This window comes from Sphingomonas chlorellae (genome assembly GCF_056485145.1).
In genome coordinates, this window is record NZ_JBQXXM010000001.1 from 657,949 (window position 1) to 674,206 (window position 16,258).

General features: G+C 68.2%; 15 protein-coding genes and 1 pseudogene. 11 read left to right on the top strand and 5 right to left on the bottom strand.

Features of this window, described 5'->3' with window-relative positions:
- Positions 1 to 2 precede the first annotated feature (2 nt).
- The 6 genes and pseudogenes from ACT3CF_RS03095 (at position 3) to ACT3CF_RS03120 (ending at position 4,670) form a co-directional block, all read left to right on the top strand.
- Entirely contained in the window at positions 3 to 926 is a 924-nt protein-coding gene (locus ACT3CF_RS03095; protein WP_478420260.1) for a TonB C-terminal domain-containing protein, read from the top strand.
- 1 nt (position 927) lies between these two features.
- The gene (tolB, locus tag ACT3CF_RS03100; RefSeq protein WP_478420262.1) at positions 928 to 2,331 is read left to right on the top strand and encodes a Tol-Pal system beta propeller repeat protein TolB; all 1,404 of its coding nucleotides are present in this window, start codon (positions 928 to 930) and stop codon (positions 2,329 to 2,331) included.
- A 97-nt stretch (positions 2,332 to 2,428) separates the two neighbouring features.
- The gene (gene pal / locus ACT3CF_RS03105; RefSeq protein ID WP_478420264.1) at positions 2,429 to 2,941 is read left to right on the top strand and encodes a peptidoglycan-associated lipoprotein Pal; all 513 of its coding nucleotides are present in this window, start codon (positions 2,429 to 2,431) and stop codon (positions 2,939 to 2,941) included.
- 202 nt (positions 2,942 to 3,143) lie between these two features.
- Positions 3,144 to 4,043 carry an SPFH domain-containing protein gene (locus ACT3CF_RS03110; protein ID WP_478420266.1) on the top strand — a complete coding sequence of 300 codons (900 nt, stop codon included), beginning with the start codon at positions 3,144 to 3,146 and terminating at the stop codon, positions 4,041 to 4,043.
- Positions 4,044 to 4,063: 20 nt separating this feature from the next.
- Positions 4,064 to 4,270, top strand: a pseudogene (locus ACT3CF_RS03115) (type II toxin-antitoxin system antitoxin); the annotation flags it as partial.
- Positions 4,271 to 4,418: 148 nt separating this feature from the next.
- Positions 4,419 to 4,670, top strand: coding sequence for a hypothetical protein (locus ACT3CF_RS03120; RefSeq protein WP_478420268.1), 252 nt, complete (start codon positions 4,419 to 4,421; stop codon positions 4,668 to 4,670).
- A gap of 188 nt (positions 4,671 to 4,858) precedes the next feature.
- On the opposite strand, the gene ACT3CF_RS03125 is transcribed toward ACT3CF_RS03120, so the two are convergent.
- The 3 genes from ACT3CF_RS03125 to ACT3CF_RS03135 all read right to left on the bottom strand — a co-directional run bounded on the left by ACT3CF_RS03125 (position 4,859) and on the right by ACT3CF_RS03135 (position 6,523).
- The gene (locus ACT3CF_RS03125; protein ID WP_478420270.1) at positions 4,859 to 5,908 is read right to left on the bottom strand and encodes a ribonucleotide-diphosphate reductase subunit beta; all 1,050 of its coding nucleotides are present in this window, start codon (positions 5,906 to 5,908) and stop codon (positions 4,859 to 4,861) included.
- 64 nt (positions 5,909 to 5,972) lie between these two features.
- Positions 5,973 to 6,194, bottom strand: coding sequence for a hypothetical protein (locus tag ACT3CF_RS03130; RefSeq protein WP_478420272.1), 222 nt, complete (start codon positions 6,192 to 6,194; stop codon positions 5,973 to 5,975).
- Entirely contained in the window at positions 6,191 to 6,523 is a 333-nt protein-coding gene (locus tag ACT3CF_RS03135) for a hypothetical protein (RefSeq protein ID WP_478420274.1), read from the bottom strand. The genes ACT3CF_RS03130 and ACT3CF_RS03135 overlap by 4 nt, the downstream gene beginning before the upstream one ends.
- Before the next feature lie 68 nt (positions 6,524 to 6,591).
- Between ACT3CF_RS03135 and ACT3CF_RS03140 the strand changes: the two genes are divergently transcribed.
- Entirely contained in the window at positions 6,592 to 6,843 is a 252-nt protein-coding gene (locus ACT3CF_RS03140) for a DUF2171 domain-containing protein (protein WP_478420276.1), read from the top strand.
- Positions 6,844 to 7,098: 255 nt separating this feature from the next.
- Here the strand turns inward: ACT3CF_RS03140 and ACT3CF_RS03145 are convergent, their stop codons facing one another.
- Positions 7,099 to 9,006 (bottom strand): ribonucleoside-diphosphate reductase subunit alpha, encoded by a 1,908-nt coding sequence (locus ACT3CF_RS03145; RefSeq protein WP_478421333.1) that lies wholly within the window; start codon positions 9,004 to 9,006, stop codon positions 7,099 to 7,101.
- A gap of 793 nt (positions 9,007 to 9,799) precedes the next feature.
- Here ACT3CF_RS03145 and ACT3CF_RS03150 point away from each other — a divergent pair.
- From ACT3CF_RS03150 to ACT3CF_RS03165, 4 genes are all read left to right on the top strand, one after another.
- A complete protein-coding gene (locus tag ACT3CF_RS03150) occupies positions 9,800 to 11,476 on the top strand; it encodes an MFS transporter (RefSeq protein ID WP_478420278.1) in 1,677 nt (558 codons plus the stop codon).
- Complete coding sequence (locus ACT3CF_RS03155) at positions 11,469 to 12,608, top strand: HlyD family secretion protein (RefSeq protein WP_478420280.1); 1,140 nt, start codon at positions 11,469 to 11,471, stop codon at positions 12,606 to 12,608. Before ACT3CF_RS03150 ends, ACT3CF_RS03155 begins: the two co-directional genes overlap by 8 nt.
- A 56-nt stretch (positions 12,609 to 12,664) precedes the next feature.
- Complete coding sequence (locus tag ACT3CF_RS03160) at positions 12,665 to 14,005, top strand: efflux transporter outer membrane subunit (RefSeq protein ID WP_478420282.1); 1,341 nt, start codon at positions 12,665 to 12,667, stop codon at positions 14,003 to 14,005.
- Between the two features lie 135 nt (positions 14,006 to 14,140).
- The gene (locus ACT3CF_RS03165) at positions 14,141 to 15,754 is read left to right on the top strand and encodes an amidase (protein ID WP_478421334.1); all 1,614 of its coding nucleotides are present in this window, start codon (positions 14,141 to 14,143) and stop codon (positions 15,752 to 15,754) included.
- 6 nt (positions 15,755 to 15,760) lie between these two features.
- On the opposite strand, the gene ACT3CF_RS03170 is transcribed toward ACT3CF_RS03165, so the two are convergent.
- Positions 15,761 to 16,216 carry a DUF2721 domain-containing protein gene (locus ACT3CF_RS03170; RefSeq protein WP_478420284.1) on the bottom strand — a complete coding sequence of 152 codons (456 nt, stop codon included), beginning with the start codon at positions 16,214 to 16,216 and terminating at the stop codon, positions 15,761 to 15,763.
- Positions 16,217 to 16,258 lie beyond the last annotated feature (42 nt).

A 16,258-nucleotide genomic window follows, 5' to 3' on the forward strand; every position in this document is an offset into this window, starting at 1 on the left:
CCATGGCGATTTCGCGGTCCGAAGCGGCGGGGTTGGCGGTTGCGGTCGTGGCGCATGCCGGGCTCGCGCTGCTGCTCTCGATGGGCACGCGCGAGAACGCGCCGCCGCTCGTGGTCAAGCCCGAGCCGATCGAGGTGACGCTCGCCGATTCGGTCGACCTGCAAAGCCAGGCGCCGGTGCCCAGCCACGAGGCGCCCGCCGCCAAGAAGTCGACCGAAGAGGCGCCGATCGAGCCCGAGGCCGCGCCCGATCCGGCGGTCGACGCCGCGCGCCCGGCCACGCCGCCGCCACCCCAGCCCCAGCCGAAGCCCCAGCCCCAGCCGCAGCCGCAGCCCAAGGCGCAACCCGCGCCGCCCAGGCCTGCGCCGCCCAGGCCCGCGCCCGCACCCGCCGCGCGGCCCGCGCCGGCCAAACCCGCCCCTGCGGCGGCGCCCGCGCCGGCAAAGCCCGCCAAGCCCGCGCCTGCGGCGCCGGCGCGCACCGCGGGGGCCGATGCGGGCAAGCCCGCGCCGCGCCGCGGCCCGGTCAAGCCGACCGGGCGGCTCGCGGGGCTCGATCTCGGCATCGGCGATCGCCCGAACAACAGCCAGTCGACCACGCCGCCCGCCGCGCATGTCGGCCCACAGGTCAAGGCGGCGCTCGGCGCCGAGGTGATCCGCCAGATCAAGCCGCACTGGCGCCCGCCCAGCGGCGCCGATTCGGATCAGTTGCGCACGACGGTGATCGTCCAGCTCGCGCGCGACGGCACGATCGTCGGCGAACCGCGCGTGCGCCAGACCGGGGTGACGGCCAGCAATTCGGCGCAGGCGCAGCGCCATCGCGAACTGGCGGTGCGCGCGGTGCGGCTCGCTGCACCCTTCCACCTGCCTGCGCAGTTCTATGACGCCTGGAAAACGATCGAACCGACTTTGTATGAGGGGTTGTGAGATGAAGGCCACCCGTATCGCGATCGCGCTGCTGATCGCCGCCAGCCCGGCCGCGCTCCATGCGCAGACCACGCCCGCCGCACCCGCGCCGCAGGATCAGCCGGGCCAGACGGCGCCGGGCCAGTCCGGCGGCCAGGGCGAATCGGCGCTGCGCGTCGACGTCACCGCCCAGGCGGCGCAGGATCTGGTGCTCGCCGTCCCCGCGATGCCGACGGCACAGGTCGTCCAGACCGCGGCGGGCGCGACCGACGATCTCGGCCGCCGCATGGCGCAGGTGATCGAGGACGATCTGCGCAACACCGGCCTGTTCAAGACGCGCGGGCCGGGCCAGCTTCCGGCGGTGGCGTTCGGGCTGGTCAACAAGCCCGATTACACGCTGTGGAACGGCCAGTCGGCGCAGGCGCTCGTCCAGGGCTATGTCCGCGCCAACAGCAACGGCTCGCTCACCGTGGGCTGCTATCTGTACGACGTCGCGCTGCAAAGCGAGCTGGTGCGCCAGGGCTATGTCGTCACCCCCGGCGAATGGCGCCGCGCCGCGCACAAATGCGCCGACGCGATCTATACCCGGCTGACGGGCGAGGGGCCGTATTTCGACAGCCAGGTCGTTTATGTCGCCGAACAGGGGCCGAAGAACCGGCGGCGCAAGCAGATCGCGATCATGGATCAGGACGGCGCCAACCACCGCTTCCTCACCAACGGCCAGTCGATCGTGCTCACCCCGCGCCTGTCGCCGCGCCAGGACGCGATCGTGTTCATGAGCTATGAAAACCGGCGGCCGTCGATCTTCATCTACGATCTGGCCGAACGCCGCACGCGCCGGCTGGTGTCGAACGCCAATCTCAACTTCGCGCCGCATTTCTCGCCCGACGGCAAATGGGTGCTGTTCTCGATGGCGGTCGCGTCGAATACCGATCTCTATCGCGTCAGCGTCGCGGGCGGCGAGCCCCAGCGGCTCACCAACGCGCCGGGGATCGACACCGGCGGCAGCTATTCGCCCGACGGGTCGAAGATCGTGTTCGAAAGCGATCGCGGCGGCACGCAGCAGCTTTACGTGATGAACGCCGACGGCAGCAATCAGCGGCGGATCAGCTTCGGCGGCGGCCGCTATGCCACGCCGGTGTGGAGCCCGCGCGGCGACCTCATCGCGTTCACCAAAATGGGCGGCGGCACCTTCCGCATCGGCGTGATGAACCCGTCGGGCGGCGGCGAGAAGCTGCTTACCAACAGTTGGGGCGACGAGGCGCCGACCTGGTCGCCCAACGGCCGTGTGCTGATGTTCTTCCGCTCGGCGCAGGGCTCGGGCCGGCCGGACCTCTGGTCGGTCGATCTCACCGGCGTCAACGCACGCAAGATTCCGACGCCGCTCGACGGGTCGGACCCCAATTGGGGGCCGATCCGGCCCTGACGGCGCCGGCGCAGGGGGCAGGTTGAACCAAATCGAAACGAGGGCGTAATCTCCCGCGGGCATTCGCGGGCAGTTCATCGACGAAGGAGATATGACGATGGCGAAGATCAAGACCAGCCTCGTGCTGGCGCTCACCCTGGTCGCGGTGGCGGGCTGTGCCAAGAAGGCGCCCAAGGATCTGCCGCCCCCGCCGGCCGAACAGCCGGTGACGCCGCCGGCGACGACCGACGACAGCGATACGCCCGCCGGTCCGCTCAACGAGCAGTTCAAGCGCGCCGTCGCCAGCGACACGATCCACTTCGCGCTCGACCAGTACGAGATCGACGCCGAGGCGCGCGGCATCCTCGACAGCCAGGTCGCGTGGCTTTCGCAGCATCCCGAGGCGCGCATCACGATCGAGGGGCATTGCGACGAACGCGGCACGCGCGAATATAATCTCGCGCTCGGCGATCGCCGCGCCAATGCGGCCAAGAACTATCTCGCGGCGCGCGGCATCGCGGCGACGCGGATCACCACGATCAGCTACGGCAAGGAACGCCCGATCGCGCTCGGCTCGGACGAGGCGAGCTGGGCGCAGAATCGCCGCGCGGTGACGATCGTCATCAGCTGATTCGCACCCCGTCCGGATCTGCAAGGGGGCGTCGCCGGACCACCGGCGGCGCCCTTTTTGCTGCGCCGGTGCTGCGCGGGCACGGCGTCGATGCTGCGCCCGGTGCGGTGTCCAGCGCGGTGCCGCACGGCCCTGCCGGATTCGCTTGCGCCTGATCTCGATCTGATATAAATGTGATATCACATTAATGGGAGGGACTGGAATGACCGACGCAACCGGACCGACGCTGCGACAGAGCCATGAACGGCCGGCGGCAAGCGCCAGCGGCTATGCGATGCTCGTCGTGCTGCTGCTCACGCTGGCGGCGGGCGGGCTGCTGCTCACCCAGATCGACGTGCTGTCGCCGCCGCTGCTGATCGGGGCCGAAGCGGTGCTGCTGCTGGTCTTTCTCTTCGTCGTCAGCGGCTTCTACCTGCTTCAGCCGAACCAGGCGGCGGTGATCCTGCTGTTCGGCGCCTATCGCGGCACCGACCGGGCCGAGGGGCTGCGCTGGGTGCTGCCCTGGATGCTGCGCAAGTCGATCTCGGTGCGCGCCAACAACGTCATCTCGGAACGGATCAAGGTCAACGACCTGCGCGGCAATCCGATCGAAATGGCGGCGCAGGTGGTGTGGCGCGTCACCGACACCGCGCAGGCGCTGTTCGACGTCGACGACTACAAGGCGTTCGTCAACGTCCAGATCGAGGCGGCGGTGCGCACGATCGGCTCGCGCTACCCCTATGACGATTTCGAGCATCAGGAGGTGACGCTGCGCGGCAACCACGATCAGGTCGGTGCCGAGCTGCGCGACGAACTCATCGCGCGGCTGCGCGTCGCGGGGATCACCGTCGACGAATGCGGCTTCACGCATCTGGCCTATGCCCAGGAGATCGCCGGGGCGATGCTGCGGCGCCAGCAGGCGCAGGCGGTGGTCGCCGCGCGCCAGACGCTGGTCGAGGGCGCCGTGGGCATGGTCGAAATGGCGCTGGCGCAGCTTTCGGAAAAGGACGTCGTCCATCTCGACGACGAACGCCGCGCGGCGATGGTGTCGAACCTGATGGTCGTGCTGTGCGGCGAACGCGATACCCAGCCGGTGGTCAACACGGGCTCGCTGTACCAATGATGCGGGGCTAGGGCGGCGACGTGGCGGCTTCACCCAAAAAGGCGTTTCCCCTGCGGCTCGACCCGGCGCTCTATGCCGCGGTCGAGCGCAGCGCGGCGGCCGATCTGCGCAGCGTCAACGCCCAGCTCGAATGTCTGCTGCGCGAGGCGCTGGCGCGGCGCGGCGTCAAGCTCGCCCAGCCGGTCCCCGCCCGCCGCGGCCGCCCCCCCGCCCGCGCCGCCGACGGTGCCGCCGACACCGACGGCACCCCCGACACCCCCGACATCCCCGACACTGGCGGTGCTCCCGGCACTGACGCCGCCGCGGGCACCGACGAAGCGGCCCCGCCCGCTGCCTGATCCGCCTCCCGTGCTTCCGAACGCCAAGGATTTCATGATGCCTGATCCCGCCCCGCGCCGCTTCTGGTTCCGCCCCAAACGCTATGGCTATGGCGCGACGCCGGTGACGTGGCAGGGCTGGCTGGTGACGCTCGGGCTCACGCTGCTCATCGTCGGCGGCGTCGCGGCGTACCGCGCGGGGCTCGCGCTGCCCGGGCTGCTCTGCTTCGTCGGCGTGGGGTGGGCGCTCATGTTCATCCGGGCGCGGACGGCGGGCGGATGGCGCTGGCGCTGGGGGCGTCGCAGCTAGAATCGGGTGGGAAATCGCGCCGCGTCAACGCGTGCCGCGCAACGGCGCGTTTCCGGCATGATTTTGCGGCGTCACGCCGCCCTTTTGCCCCTGAACGCGCGAAACAGGCGCGATTTTGCGGCATCTGTTCCGCCATTGGGGCGGTTTCCTGCCCCGCAACCGGGTCGGCCGCGGGGCAGGCAGGTCGATTATTCGGCCGCGACGCCGCCGCCGAACATGTCGGTTCCGCGTGCATCCTCGTTCGCGGGCAGCCCGGCCTTGGCCTTCTGGCGCTTGTCGAAGCTCTCCCAGACCTCGTTCCAGTTGCCGCGCGTCGCCGCCTTCGAATATTCGGTCGCCCGCGTTTCAAAGAAATTGGCGTGCTCGACACCGTTGAGCAGCGGCGTCAGCCAGGGAAGGGGATGTTCCTCGATCATATAGATCGGCTTCAGCCCAAGTTGTCCCAGCCGCCAGTCGGCGATGAAGCGGACATACTTCTTGATGTCCTTCGGCGTCATTCCGTGGACCGGCCCCATTTCGAACACCAGGTCGATGAAGGCGTCCTCGATACGCACGGTCTTCTGGCACATGTCCAGAATATCGTCGCGAACGGTCGGCGTCAGGCAGTTCCGCTCCTTGCAGAAGGTGTGGAACAGCTTGATGATGCCTTCGCAATGAAGGCTCTCGTCGCGGACAGACCAGCTCACGATCTGCCCCATGCCCTTCATCTTGTTGAAGCGCGGGAAGTTCATCAGCATGGCAAACGATGCGAAAAGCTGAAGTCCTTCGGTAAAGCCGCCGAACATTGCCAGCGTTTTGGCGATCGATTCATCATCATCGACACCAAAGGTTGCCAGATAATCATGCTTGTCCTTCATCTCCTTGTACTGGAGGAAGGCGGCATATTCGGTCTCGGGCATGCCGATCGTGTCGAGCAGGTGGCTATAGGCCGCGATATGCACCGTTTCCATGTTGGAAAAGGCGGTCAGCATCATCTTGATCTCGGTCGGCTTGAAGACGCGACCATATTTCTCGTGATAGCAATCCTGCACTTCCACGTCGGCCTGCGTGAAAAAGCGGAAGATCTGCGTCAACAGATTGCGTTCATGGTCCGACAGCTTCTGTGCCCAGTCGCGGCAATCCTCGCCCAGCGGAACTTCTTCCGGAAGCCAATGCACCTGCTGCTGGCGCTTCCAATATTCGTAAGCCCAGGGATATTCGAACGGCTTGTATGTCTTGCGGGCCTCGAGAAGCGACATCGTGATTACTCCGGGAAGAACGAAACTGGATTGAACGGTGAAGGGTTATGGGTGGAACGGTTCTTCATCCCGTCCCTCCCGCACTGGCAAACGCCAGCGCGAAACCGAAAAGGAACAGCCCCAAGGCGGTCGTCATCATGCCGCCGATGCGCAGGACATAGGTCGTCGCCTCGCCTGCGGGCAGCCGCAACAGCCGCCGCGCCGTCCCGGGGCGGGTCAGCATCGCCAGCCCCGCCGCGCCGACCGCCGCGCCGATTCCCGCCTGGAGGGCAAGCGCGCGCGTCATCCGTCGATCACCCGCCCGCGATCGCGCACGATCACCCGCTCGCGATAGATGACCTTGCGGCCGCGATTGGCGCCGACGCCGAACACGCAAATGCCCAGGAAATAACCGAAATCATACCATCCGCCGTTGTTGGGCACGGCATAGATCGCGACGTCGGCGCGGAACAGCGAGATCACCCACGCCACCGGAAAGATGAAGCCGTGCCACAGCCCCAGCAGAAAGCCCGGGGCATCGGGCGCGACGCTCCCGCTCGTCTGCCGCGCACAGGCGGCCAGCGCCAGCATGGCGCCCGCCGCCGCCACCCACGCGATGTTTCGCATCCGGATCATGCCGTATCTCCTGCGTCCTTTGCACGCACTATGCGTTGTCCACAGTCATCAAACGGAGGAACTGCCCGATGGGTCACCACGAAATTCGCGAGAACATGGAAGTCATCGGCGCCGACGGCGTCCATATCGGCACCGTCGACCGCGTCGATCACCACCGCCTCCGCCTGACCAGGCGCGACAGCGGCATGGGCAGCCATGAGGGGCACCACCACTATATCCCGCTCGGCCTCGTCGCCGAGGTCGAGGATCACAACAAGGTTCGCCTGACCGCGACCGCCGCGAACGCGCTTCAGTTCACCGAGGAAGAATCCGAGGGCTGATCGCCCCGGCATCTGCCCGCGAACGGGGCCGAACAGGGGCCGTGCCCGGCGGGCATGGCCCTTTTTCGTGCGCGTCCGCCGCCGCGGCGCACCGGGATCTCCGGCGCACGGTGCCGCGCTCCGGCTTTCCCGATCGGAACGATGCACGGCTGGCACGCGCGCTCCCTCCCACGTCATCGGATGGTCTCCGGCGCTTCGGGCGGGGCGGGGGCGTTGCCGTCCCCTATGCCCGCCCGGCGCTGCCCGCCTGGTGCCTCACTGGCAGGCGAGGCACTCGTCATAATCGGTGGTCTCGCCGAGTTCGAAACGCGGCTTCTCGATCGTGTTGTCGGCCTCGACCCCGCCGGCAAAGCCTGCGCGCTGCACCGACTTCGACCGCAGATAATAGAGCGACTTGATCCCCAGTTCCCATGCGCGGAAGTGGAGCATCAGCAGATCCCACTTCTCGACATCGGCCGGGATGAACAGGTTCAGCGACTGCGCCTGGTCGATATAGGGCGCGCGATCGCCCGCCAGTTCCAGGATCCAGCGCTGGTCGATCTCGAAGCTCGTCTTGAACACGTCCTTTTCTTCGGCGGTCAGGAAGTCGAGGTGCTGCACCGATCCGCCCTGTTCGAGGATCGAGTTCCACACCGCGTCCGAGTCCTTCGACTTCTCGGCGAGGAGCTTTTCGAGGAACGGGTTCTTCACCGCGAAGCTGCCCGACAGCGTCTTGTGGGTATAGATATTGGCCGGGATCGGCTCGATGCAGGCGCTGGTGCCGCCGCAGATGATCGAGATCGACGCCGTCGGCGCGATCGCCATCTTGCAGCTGAAACGCTCCATCACGCCCATGTCGGCCGCATCCGGGCACGGCCCGCGCTCGACCGCCAGCGCCATCGAGGCTTCGTTCACCTGCGCGCTGATGTGCTTGAAGATGCGCAGGTTCCAGCTCTTCGCCATCGCGCTTTCGAACGGCAGTCCGCGCGCCTGGAGAAAGCTGTGGAAGCCCATCACGCCCAGCCCGACCGAACGCTCGCGCGCGGCCGAATAGCGCGCGCGCGCCATCTCGTCGGGTGCGCGCTCGATATAGTCGGTCAGCACGTTGTCGAGGAAACGCATCACGTCCTCGATGAAGCGCTTGTCGTCCTTCCAGTCGTCCCAGGTCTCGAGGTTGAGCGACGAGAGGCAGCACACCGCGGTACGATCGTTGCCCAGATGGTCACGGCCGGTCGGCAGCGTGATTTCCGAGCAGAGGTTCGAGGTCGAAACCTTCAGCCCCAGGTCGCGGTGATGCTTGGGCATCGTGTTGTTCACATGATCGGAAAACACGATGTACGGCTCGCCCGTCGCCAGCCGCGTCTCGACCAGCTTCTGGAACAGCGCGCGTGCGTTGACGCTGCCGCGCACCGACCCGTCCTTGGGGCTCTTCAGCGCCCATTCGCGGCCGTCGCGCACGGCTTCCATGAACGCGTCGGGGATCAGCACGCCGTGGTGGAGGTTCAGCGCCTTGCGGTTGAAGTCGCCCGACGGCTTGCGGATCTCCAGGAACTCCTCGATCTCGGGGTGCGAGATGTCGAGATAGCAGGCCGCCGACCCGCGGCGCAGCGAGCCCTGCGAGATCGCCAGCGTCAGCGAGTCCATCACGCGAACGAACGGGATGATGCCGCTGGTCTTGCCGTTGAGGCCCACCGGTTCGCCGATGCCGCGCACCGCGCCCCAATAGGTGCCGATGCCGCCGCCGCGGCTCGCCAGCCACACATTCTCGTTCCAGGTGGCGACGATCCCTTCCAGGCTGTCGGGCACCGAATTGAGGTAGCAGCTGATCGGCAGGCCGCGCCCGGTGCCGCCGTTCGAAAGCACCGGCGTCGCGGGCATGAACCACAGCTTCGAGATATAGTCGTACAGGCGCTGCGCGTGCGCGGCATCGTCGGCATAGGCCGAGGCGACGCGGACGAACAGGTCCTGGAAACTCTCGCCGGGCAGCAGATAGCGGTCCTTCAGCGTCTCCTTGCCGAAGTCGGTGAGCAGTGCGTCGCGGCTATGGTCGACCTCCACCGGATAGGCGCGGGGTGCGATCTCGCGGCTGTCGATCGGCTTGCGGCGGGGTTCGCCGCCGGCGACGGTGCTCACGGCGGCTTCGATGGCGGTGTCGTTCACGCTTCCGGTATCCCTGAATTCCATCACTCTACGCCCCTGAAATCCGGCCCGGTTGCCCGGCCCGTTTCTCCCGTGATCCTGGCCCCGCGGCGGCAAAGCCGGCCGGTCCGGGGCCCATGCTCTCGTGCCCGGAGGCACGCTCGAAAATCCGAATCGGGGCGGGGTTCGATCTTACGTCCGCACGCCGGAAAGCGCGAGAACAAAAAGAGATCAAAACACAGGGCCCAGGCACGAAAACAGCCGTCCCGCATATAGCGATGCGAGCGAGTGTATACCAGTGCTTGAGCCTGCCCCTCGGCTTGGCCACTACAGTTTGTGGTCGCGCCGCGGATCGACACAAAAGACCAATTCGGCCGCGAGTGCAACGCCCGATCGTCTGATTTGCGACGGGTCAACCTTTGCCGGGGTATGAGGAGAGGGTGCGACGCACGGACCTTCCTTGCCTTCGCGAAAGGCAAGTGAACAAAGGGGATACGAAAAAAAATTCCGGGGGAAGAAGCGCACGGCGCGCCGTCGCAAGAGGCTGCGCGTGGGCCGACGCGGACGCATCGATCGCTGCCCCGGCCGGCATTCGTTCGCAAGTAACGAACAAGCCTCGGCAAATCCACAATTGCGCGCCGCGCCGCCGACGGTCGGGGGGGCTGGACGACGCGTCCGAAATGCCGCAATCGGGATTCGGCGGCGGTCGCCCCATGCCCCCTTCGGGATACCCGGTGCCCCGGTCGGCGCTGTCGCTCTCTATATCGGAGGAAGTCTTACGGCTGTTGTTTCAACCGTCACCGGATCGTTCCGGCGGCTCCTGGATTATCGGCGCGCAATGGCACGCAACCGGGCAACGCATGTGCAGGACGAATCGGCGTGGCAGCCCGCCCCGCACGAGCGTTCGCCGATTCCCGGTTCACCGCCGACGCCGTGGCACCCTCCGGGACGCCGCATCGCCTATCTGCTCGTCGGAACGCTGGTGGTGATGGCGGGGGCGCTCGGCAATGCGCTGGTCACGGCCAACCTCGTCAACCTCCAGGGATCGCTGGGGCTCTACCAGGCCGAGATCCAGTGGCTGCCCACCGTCTATGTGATGACCAACGTCTGCGCGAGCATGCTGTTGTTCAAGGTACGGCAGCAGTTCGGCATCCGGCCCTTCACCCAGCTGTTCCTGATCGCCTTTGCGCTGATGACCGGCGGCCACCTGCTCGTGCACAGCTTCGCGTCGGCGATCGCCGTCCGTGCGCTCAGCGGCATTGCGGGGTCGGCGCTCTCGACGGTCGGGCTGCTCTACATCGTCCAGGCTTCGACGCCTGCGCTGCGCCTCAAGTCGCTCGTTCTGGCGATCACGCTGCCGCAGCTCGCGGTGCCGCTGGCACGGCTGTTTCCTACCGGCGCGTTTGACGCCGATCACTGGCAGGCGATGTACCTGTTCGAGCTCGCGCTGGCCCTGTTCTGCCTGATGGGGGTGCGGGCGCTGCCCTTGCCGCCGGTCGAGCGCGTGCGCAGTTTCGAACGGCTCGATTTCATCACCTTCCCGCTCTTCGCGATGGGAATGGCGCTGTTCGTCGCGGTGCTCGGCATGGGGCGCGTGCTGTGGTGGTTCGAGGCGCACTGGATTCCCTGGGCGCTGCTCGGCGCCGGGGTGCTGATCCCGGCCGCGCTGGTGATCGAGCACTATCGCGCCAACCCCCTGCTCAATACGCGCTGGCTGGGCAGCGGCGACATCCTGCGCTTTTCGCTCGTCTCGATCCTCGTCCGCGTCACGCTTTCCGAACAGACGATCGGTGCCACCGGGCTGCTCACCACCGTCGGCATGGGCCCCGAGCAGTTCCGCACGCTCTATGCCGTCGTTCTCGCCGCGACGATCCTCGGCACCGTCGTCAGCGTGCTGACGATCGACCCGCAGTTCCTTGGGCGCCCGATCCTCATCTCGCTGGGACTGATCGGCATCGGCGCGCTGCTTGATGCGCAGTCGACCAACCTTACCCGGCCGCACGACATGTACTTCAGCCAGGCGCTGATGGGCTTCTGCACCGCACTGTTCATCGGGCCGGCGATGCTGGTGGGGCTGACGCGAGCCATGCGTTATGGGCCGACGCATTTCGTCAGCTTTTCTGCCCTGTTCAGCATCACGCAGAATCTGGGCGGCGCCGCGGGTTCGGCGGCTTTCGGCACGTTCCAGGTGATCCGCGAGCGGGCACACAGCGCCTCGATCACCCAGGCGCTCAGCCTGGCCGATCCGCTCGTTGCCGGCCGGGTCCAGGCCAACGCCGCCGCCTATGGCCATGTCGTCGCCGATCCGGCGCTGCTGCGCGCCGAAGGGGCGGCGCTGCTGGCGCAGACGGCAACGCGCGAGGCGAATATCCTGGCCTATAACGACGTATTTCTGGCGGTCGCCGTGATCGCCTTCGGCACGATGATCTGGGCGTCGATGCACATCATGCGCATCCGGCGTGAAAATCTTGCGCGTGCCCGCGAACAGCAGAATGGGAGCAATGCCAATGGCTGACCGGCCTTCGCCCGAAATCGAGGCCGATCCGCGCGACAAGCGTGATCCGCAGGCGGGGGCGGACCCCAGTCCGACTCCGGCGGCGAGTCGCTGGTCGCCGCCGCGGCCCAGCGCGATGGCGATGGCGCTGATCCTGATCCTCGGCCTGGGCGGGCTTGTGGCGTCGCTGGCCGCCTTTTCGATCTGGCCCTTCGGCGGCACGACCGAGGCGACCGAAAATGCCTATGTCCGCGGCCAGGTGACGGTGATCAGCCCGCAGGTCAGCGGCTATGTGACCGAAGTTCCCGTCCAGGACTTCGCGCGGGTCCATGCCGGCGACGTGCTCGCGCGGATCGACGACCGCATCTATCGCCAGCGCGTCGAACAGGCGCTCGCCAATGTCGCCACGCAACGGGCCAATCTGGCCAATTCGCAGCAGAGCGAGGCATCGCGCACCGCGGGGTTCGAATCGCAGGAGGCTGCGGTCGCCAACGCCCAGGCGCAACTGCTGCGCGCGCGGGCCGACATGGCGCGGATCAACGATCTGGTGCGCGACGGATCGGTATCGCTGCGCGAACGGGACCAGACGCTCGCCGCGCTCCGTCAGGCCGAGGCGGGGGTCCGCCAGGCCGAGGCGGCGCGGTCGATCGCCCGACAGGACATTCGCACGGTTCAGGTCGGGCGCGGCGGCCTGTCGGCGGCGGTGGAGAACGCCCAGGCGGCGCTGCGGCTGGCGCAGATCGATCTCGACAACACGATCATCCGGGCGCCGACCGACGGTCAGCTGGGTGAGATCGGCGTTCGTACCGGCCAATATGTCACGGCAGGAACGCAATTGATGTCGCTGGTGCCCGACCGGCTGTGGGTCATCGCCAACTTCAAGGAGGCCCAGATCGCGCACATGCAGCCGGGGCAGCGCGCGAGCTTCCGCGTCGATGCGCTGGGCGGCGCGCGACTGACCGGCCGGGTCGAGCGGATGGCGCCGGCCGCCGGATCCGAGTTTGCGGTGATCCGCAACGACAATGCCACGGGCAACTTCGTCAAGATTCCCCAGCGGATCGCGGTGCGGATCGCCATCGATCCGGGCCAGCCGCTGGCATCGCGGTTGCGGCCGGGCATGTCGGTCGAGGCGCGCGTGGAGGGTGCACGATGACGCGCCCGGGCCGCGTTCGGGGCATTTCCCGCCTGGTTGTGCCCGCCGGATTGGTGATGCTGGCCGCGGGTTGTGTCGGCCCCGGTCCCCGCACGCCGCCGCCGGCACCGCCCGTCGCGCCCGAAAGCTGGCGTGGCGGTCCTGCCGCCGGGCCGCAGGTCGAGGCGGGCTGGTGGCGCGGTTTCGGCGATCCGGTGCTCGATGCGCTGGTCGAGCGGGCGCTGGCCGGCAACACCGACGTCGCGCTTGCCGTCTCGCGGATCGCCGAGGCCCGGGCGCAGGAGCGGGCCGCGCGCGCGTCGCTCACACCCGACATTTCCGCGAGCGCCGGCGCGGCGCGGTCGCGCAGCGTCAGCGCGCTCGGGACGCCGCTCAACCAGACCGCCGCCCAGCCCGGGGTGACGCTGTCCTACGAGCTCGATCTGTTCGGGCGTGACGAGGCGGCGCGGGCGGCCGCGCGGCAGGGAACCGTCGCGGCCTATGCCGCCGCCGACGCGGTGCGGCTCGCGGTCGCGGGAACCGTGACCACGAGTTACCTGACGCTGCGGGCGCTCGATGCCCGTGCGGCGGTGGTACGCGATACGCTGGCGGCGCGGGCGGAGGCGCTGCGCGTCGCGCGGCGGCGCGCCGAGGCCGGCTATACGTCGCGTTTCGAACTCGATCAGGCCGAGGCCGAATATCGCGCGACGGCGCAGGTCGTGCCGCAGACCGAACTTGCGATCGCGCGCGCCGAGAACGCGCTGAGCCTGCTTACTGGAACGGCGCCGGCGAGCATCGCGCGCGGCCGGGCCTTTGCCGATTTCGATATTCCCGCCGTGCCGGGCGGGCTGCCCTCGGCGCTGTTGCGCCAGCGGCCCGACATCGCCGCCGCCGAGGCGCGGCTGGCGGCGAGCGACCTGCGCCTTTCGGCGGCACGCGCGCAGTTCCTGCCGCGGATCACGCTCAGCGCGTCGACCGGCGCCGCCTTCTCGACCGCGCTCGCAGACCCGATCACGCTGTTTTCGGTCGGCGGCAGCATCCTGGCGCCGATCTTCGACAGCGGGCGGCTGCGCGCCGGCGTGGAAAGCGCAAGCGCACAGCGCGATCAGGCGGCGATCCAGTATCGAGCGACCGTGCTCACCGCTTTCCGCGAGGTCGAGGACGGGCTGGTCGCGGCCGATCGCATTGCGGCGCAGGAGGCCGAGGTGCGTGCGCAGCGCGCGGCGCTGGCGGAGGCGCTTCACCATGCCACCAACCGCTATCGCGCCGGCTATGCGGCCTATCTCGAGCAGATCGATGCCCAGCGCGGCCTGCTCGCTGCCGATCTGACGCTGATCCAGGCCCGGCTCGACCGGATGACCGCGATTGTCGACCTCTATCGTGCGCTCGGCGGCGGCTGGAACCCGCCGTCGCGCTGAAACCTGCCCCGTCATGAACCATGCGCGGGCCGGGGGTGTTGCCGCGGTTGCGATTGCCCGCTTGAGCCCGGCCTGCGGCCCGTTCTAGCCTGATCGCCTGGAAGCGTGGGGGGCAAGATGGCGAGGGGCAGGGTGATGGGTGTGTTGGCGGCGGGCGCGATGCTGATGGCGAGCGCCGCAACGACGGCGCAGACGATGCCGTCCTCGCCCGCCCCTGCCGAGGCACCTTCGGTCCAGGAGGCGCTTGCCGGGCTGTCGGTCGACCAGTTGCGCGCCCGGCTCGATTCGGGGCGACTGACCAGCGAGCGCCTCGTCGCCGCATTGCTCACGCGCGTGACGCTGATCGACCGCAACGGCCCGACACTGCGTTCGGTGATCGCGCTCAACCCCAACGCGCTCGCCGAGGCACAGGCCGCCGATACGCGTCGTCGCGACGGTCGGCGGCTGGGCGTGCTCGACGGTATTCCGGTGCTCATCAAGGACAATATCGAAACGCGCGACCAGCCGACCACGGCGGGCAGCCTGGCGCTGGCGGCGAACGATACGCGCCGCGACGCGCCCGTCGTGGCTGCGCTGCGGGCACAGGGGGCGGTGATCCTCGGCAAGACCAATTTGTCCGAATGGGCCAATATCCGGTCGAGCGCGTCGATCAGCGGGTGGAGCGCCGTCGGCGGGCTGGTGCGCAATCCTTATGCGCTCGATCGCACGGCCTGCGGTTCGTCGAGCGGATCGGGGGCCGCGGTGGCGGCCGGGCTTGCGCCGCTGGCGCTCGGGACCGAGACCGACGGATCGGTCGTCTGCCCCGCCGCGATGAACGGGCTGGTCGGGCTCAAGCCGACGCTCGGCCTCGTCAGCCGCACGCATGTCGTGCCGATCAGCCACAGCCAGGACACGCCGGGGCCGATGGCGCGCAGCGTGCGCGAGGTGGCGCAGCTTTTCGGGGCGATGGTGGCGAGCGATCCGGCCGACCCGGTGACGCGCAATGCCGATCGCTATCGGCGCGACTATGCCGCGCAACTGCGGCCCGATGCGCTCAAGGGAATGCGCATCGGCTATTGGCGGCCTGAAATGGAGGCGAAGCTGGCGGCGCGGTTCGATGCGGCGCTCGACCAGATGCGCCGCGCCGGCGCGATACTGGTCCAGGTCCGCCCGCCCGAAGCGAAGGGATTGGGCGAGGCTGAATCGCTGGTCCTCCATACCGAGCTCAAGGCCGATCTGGCGCGTTATCTGGCAACCACGCCCCTGACGGTCAAAGTGCGTTCGCTCGACGACGTGATTGCCTTCAATGCCGGGCACCCGACGGCCGAGATGCCGTTTTTCGGACAGGACGTCTTCCTGAAGGCTGCGCGGACCAGGGGGCTGGACGATCCCGACTATCGCGTCGCGCGTGTCCGGGCGCAGCGGATGGCGGGGCCGGACGGTATCGACGCGATGCTGAGGGCGGCCGACGCGCAGGCGCTGGTCACGCCGACCTATGGCACGCCCTGGCTCAGCGATCCGGTGCACGGCGACCAGTTCACCGGCCCGTCGGCCAGCGAATTGCCCGCGGTGGCGGGCTATCCGCACCTGACCGTGCCGATGGGGCTGGTCGACGGGCTGCCCGTGGGGCTGTCGTTCATCGGCACGGCCTATTCGGACGGCCTGCTCCTCAACCTCGGCTATGCCTATGAGCAGATCAGTCGCGCCCGTGTCGCCCCGCGCTTCCTGACCACCGTGCCCGCCGATCTCGGCCCGCGCCGGGGAGGCTGACGCGGGCTATTCGGATTTGGCGTCGAGCAAGTCCTTGCGGACGTGGATTGCGCCGAGCGACAGCCGGACTTCGTAGAGGAAGAACATCAGCCCGCCCATCAGCAGCAACATCGAGATCACGAACGCCACCGCGACGATCGCGCCGACGTGCAGCGCCATCAGCCGCGAAACGAACATCACCGCAACGACGATACAGATCGCCAGCGCGCTCGACACGCACAGGAAGATCGCGGTGTTGATGACCGAGATTCGCCGGTCGATCAGCCGCAATTCCCAGACGTGCCGTTCATGTTCGGGCCCGGAAGACACCGGGTGGAGCTGCTGGAGTTTGCGCGAACGATCGACGATGCGCGCCAGCCGCCCCACCATCACGTTGAGCATCGAGCCGAGCCCCGCCAGCAGGAACACCGGCGCGATCGCGGCCTGAATCGTTTCGGAAACGGTCGACAGATAGGGGCTCATGCCGAGGGATATGGGCGAGCGCCAGCGCCTGCGTCAAACCGA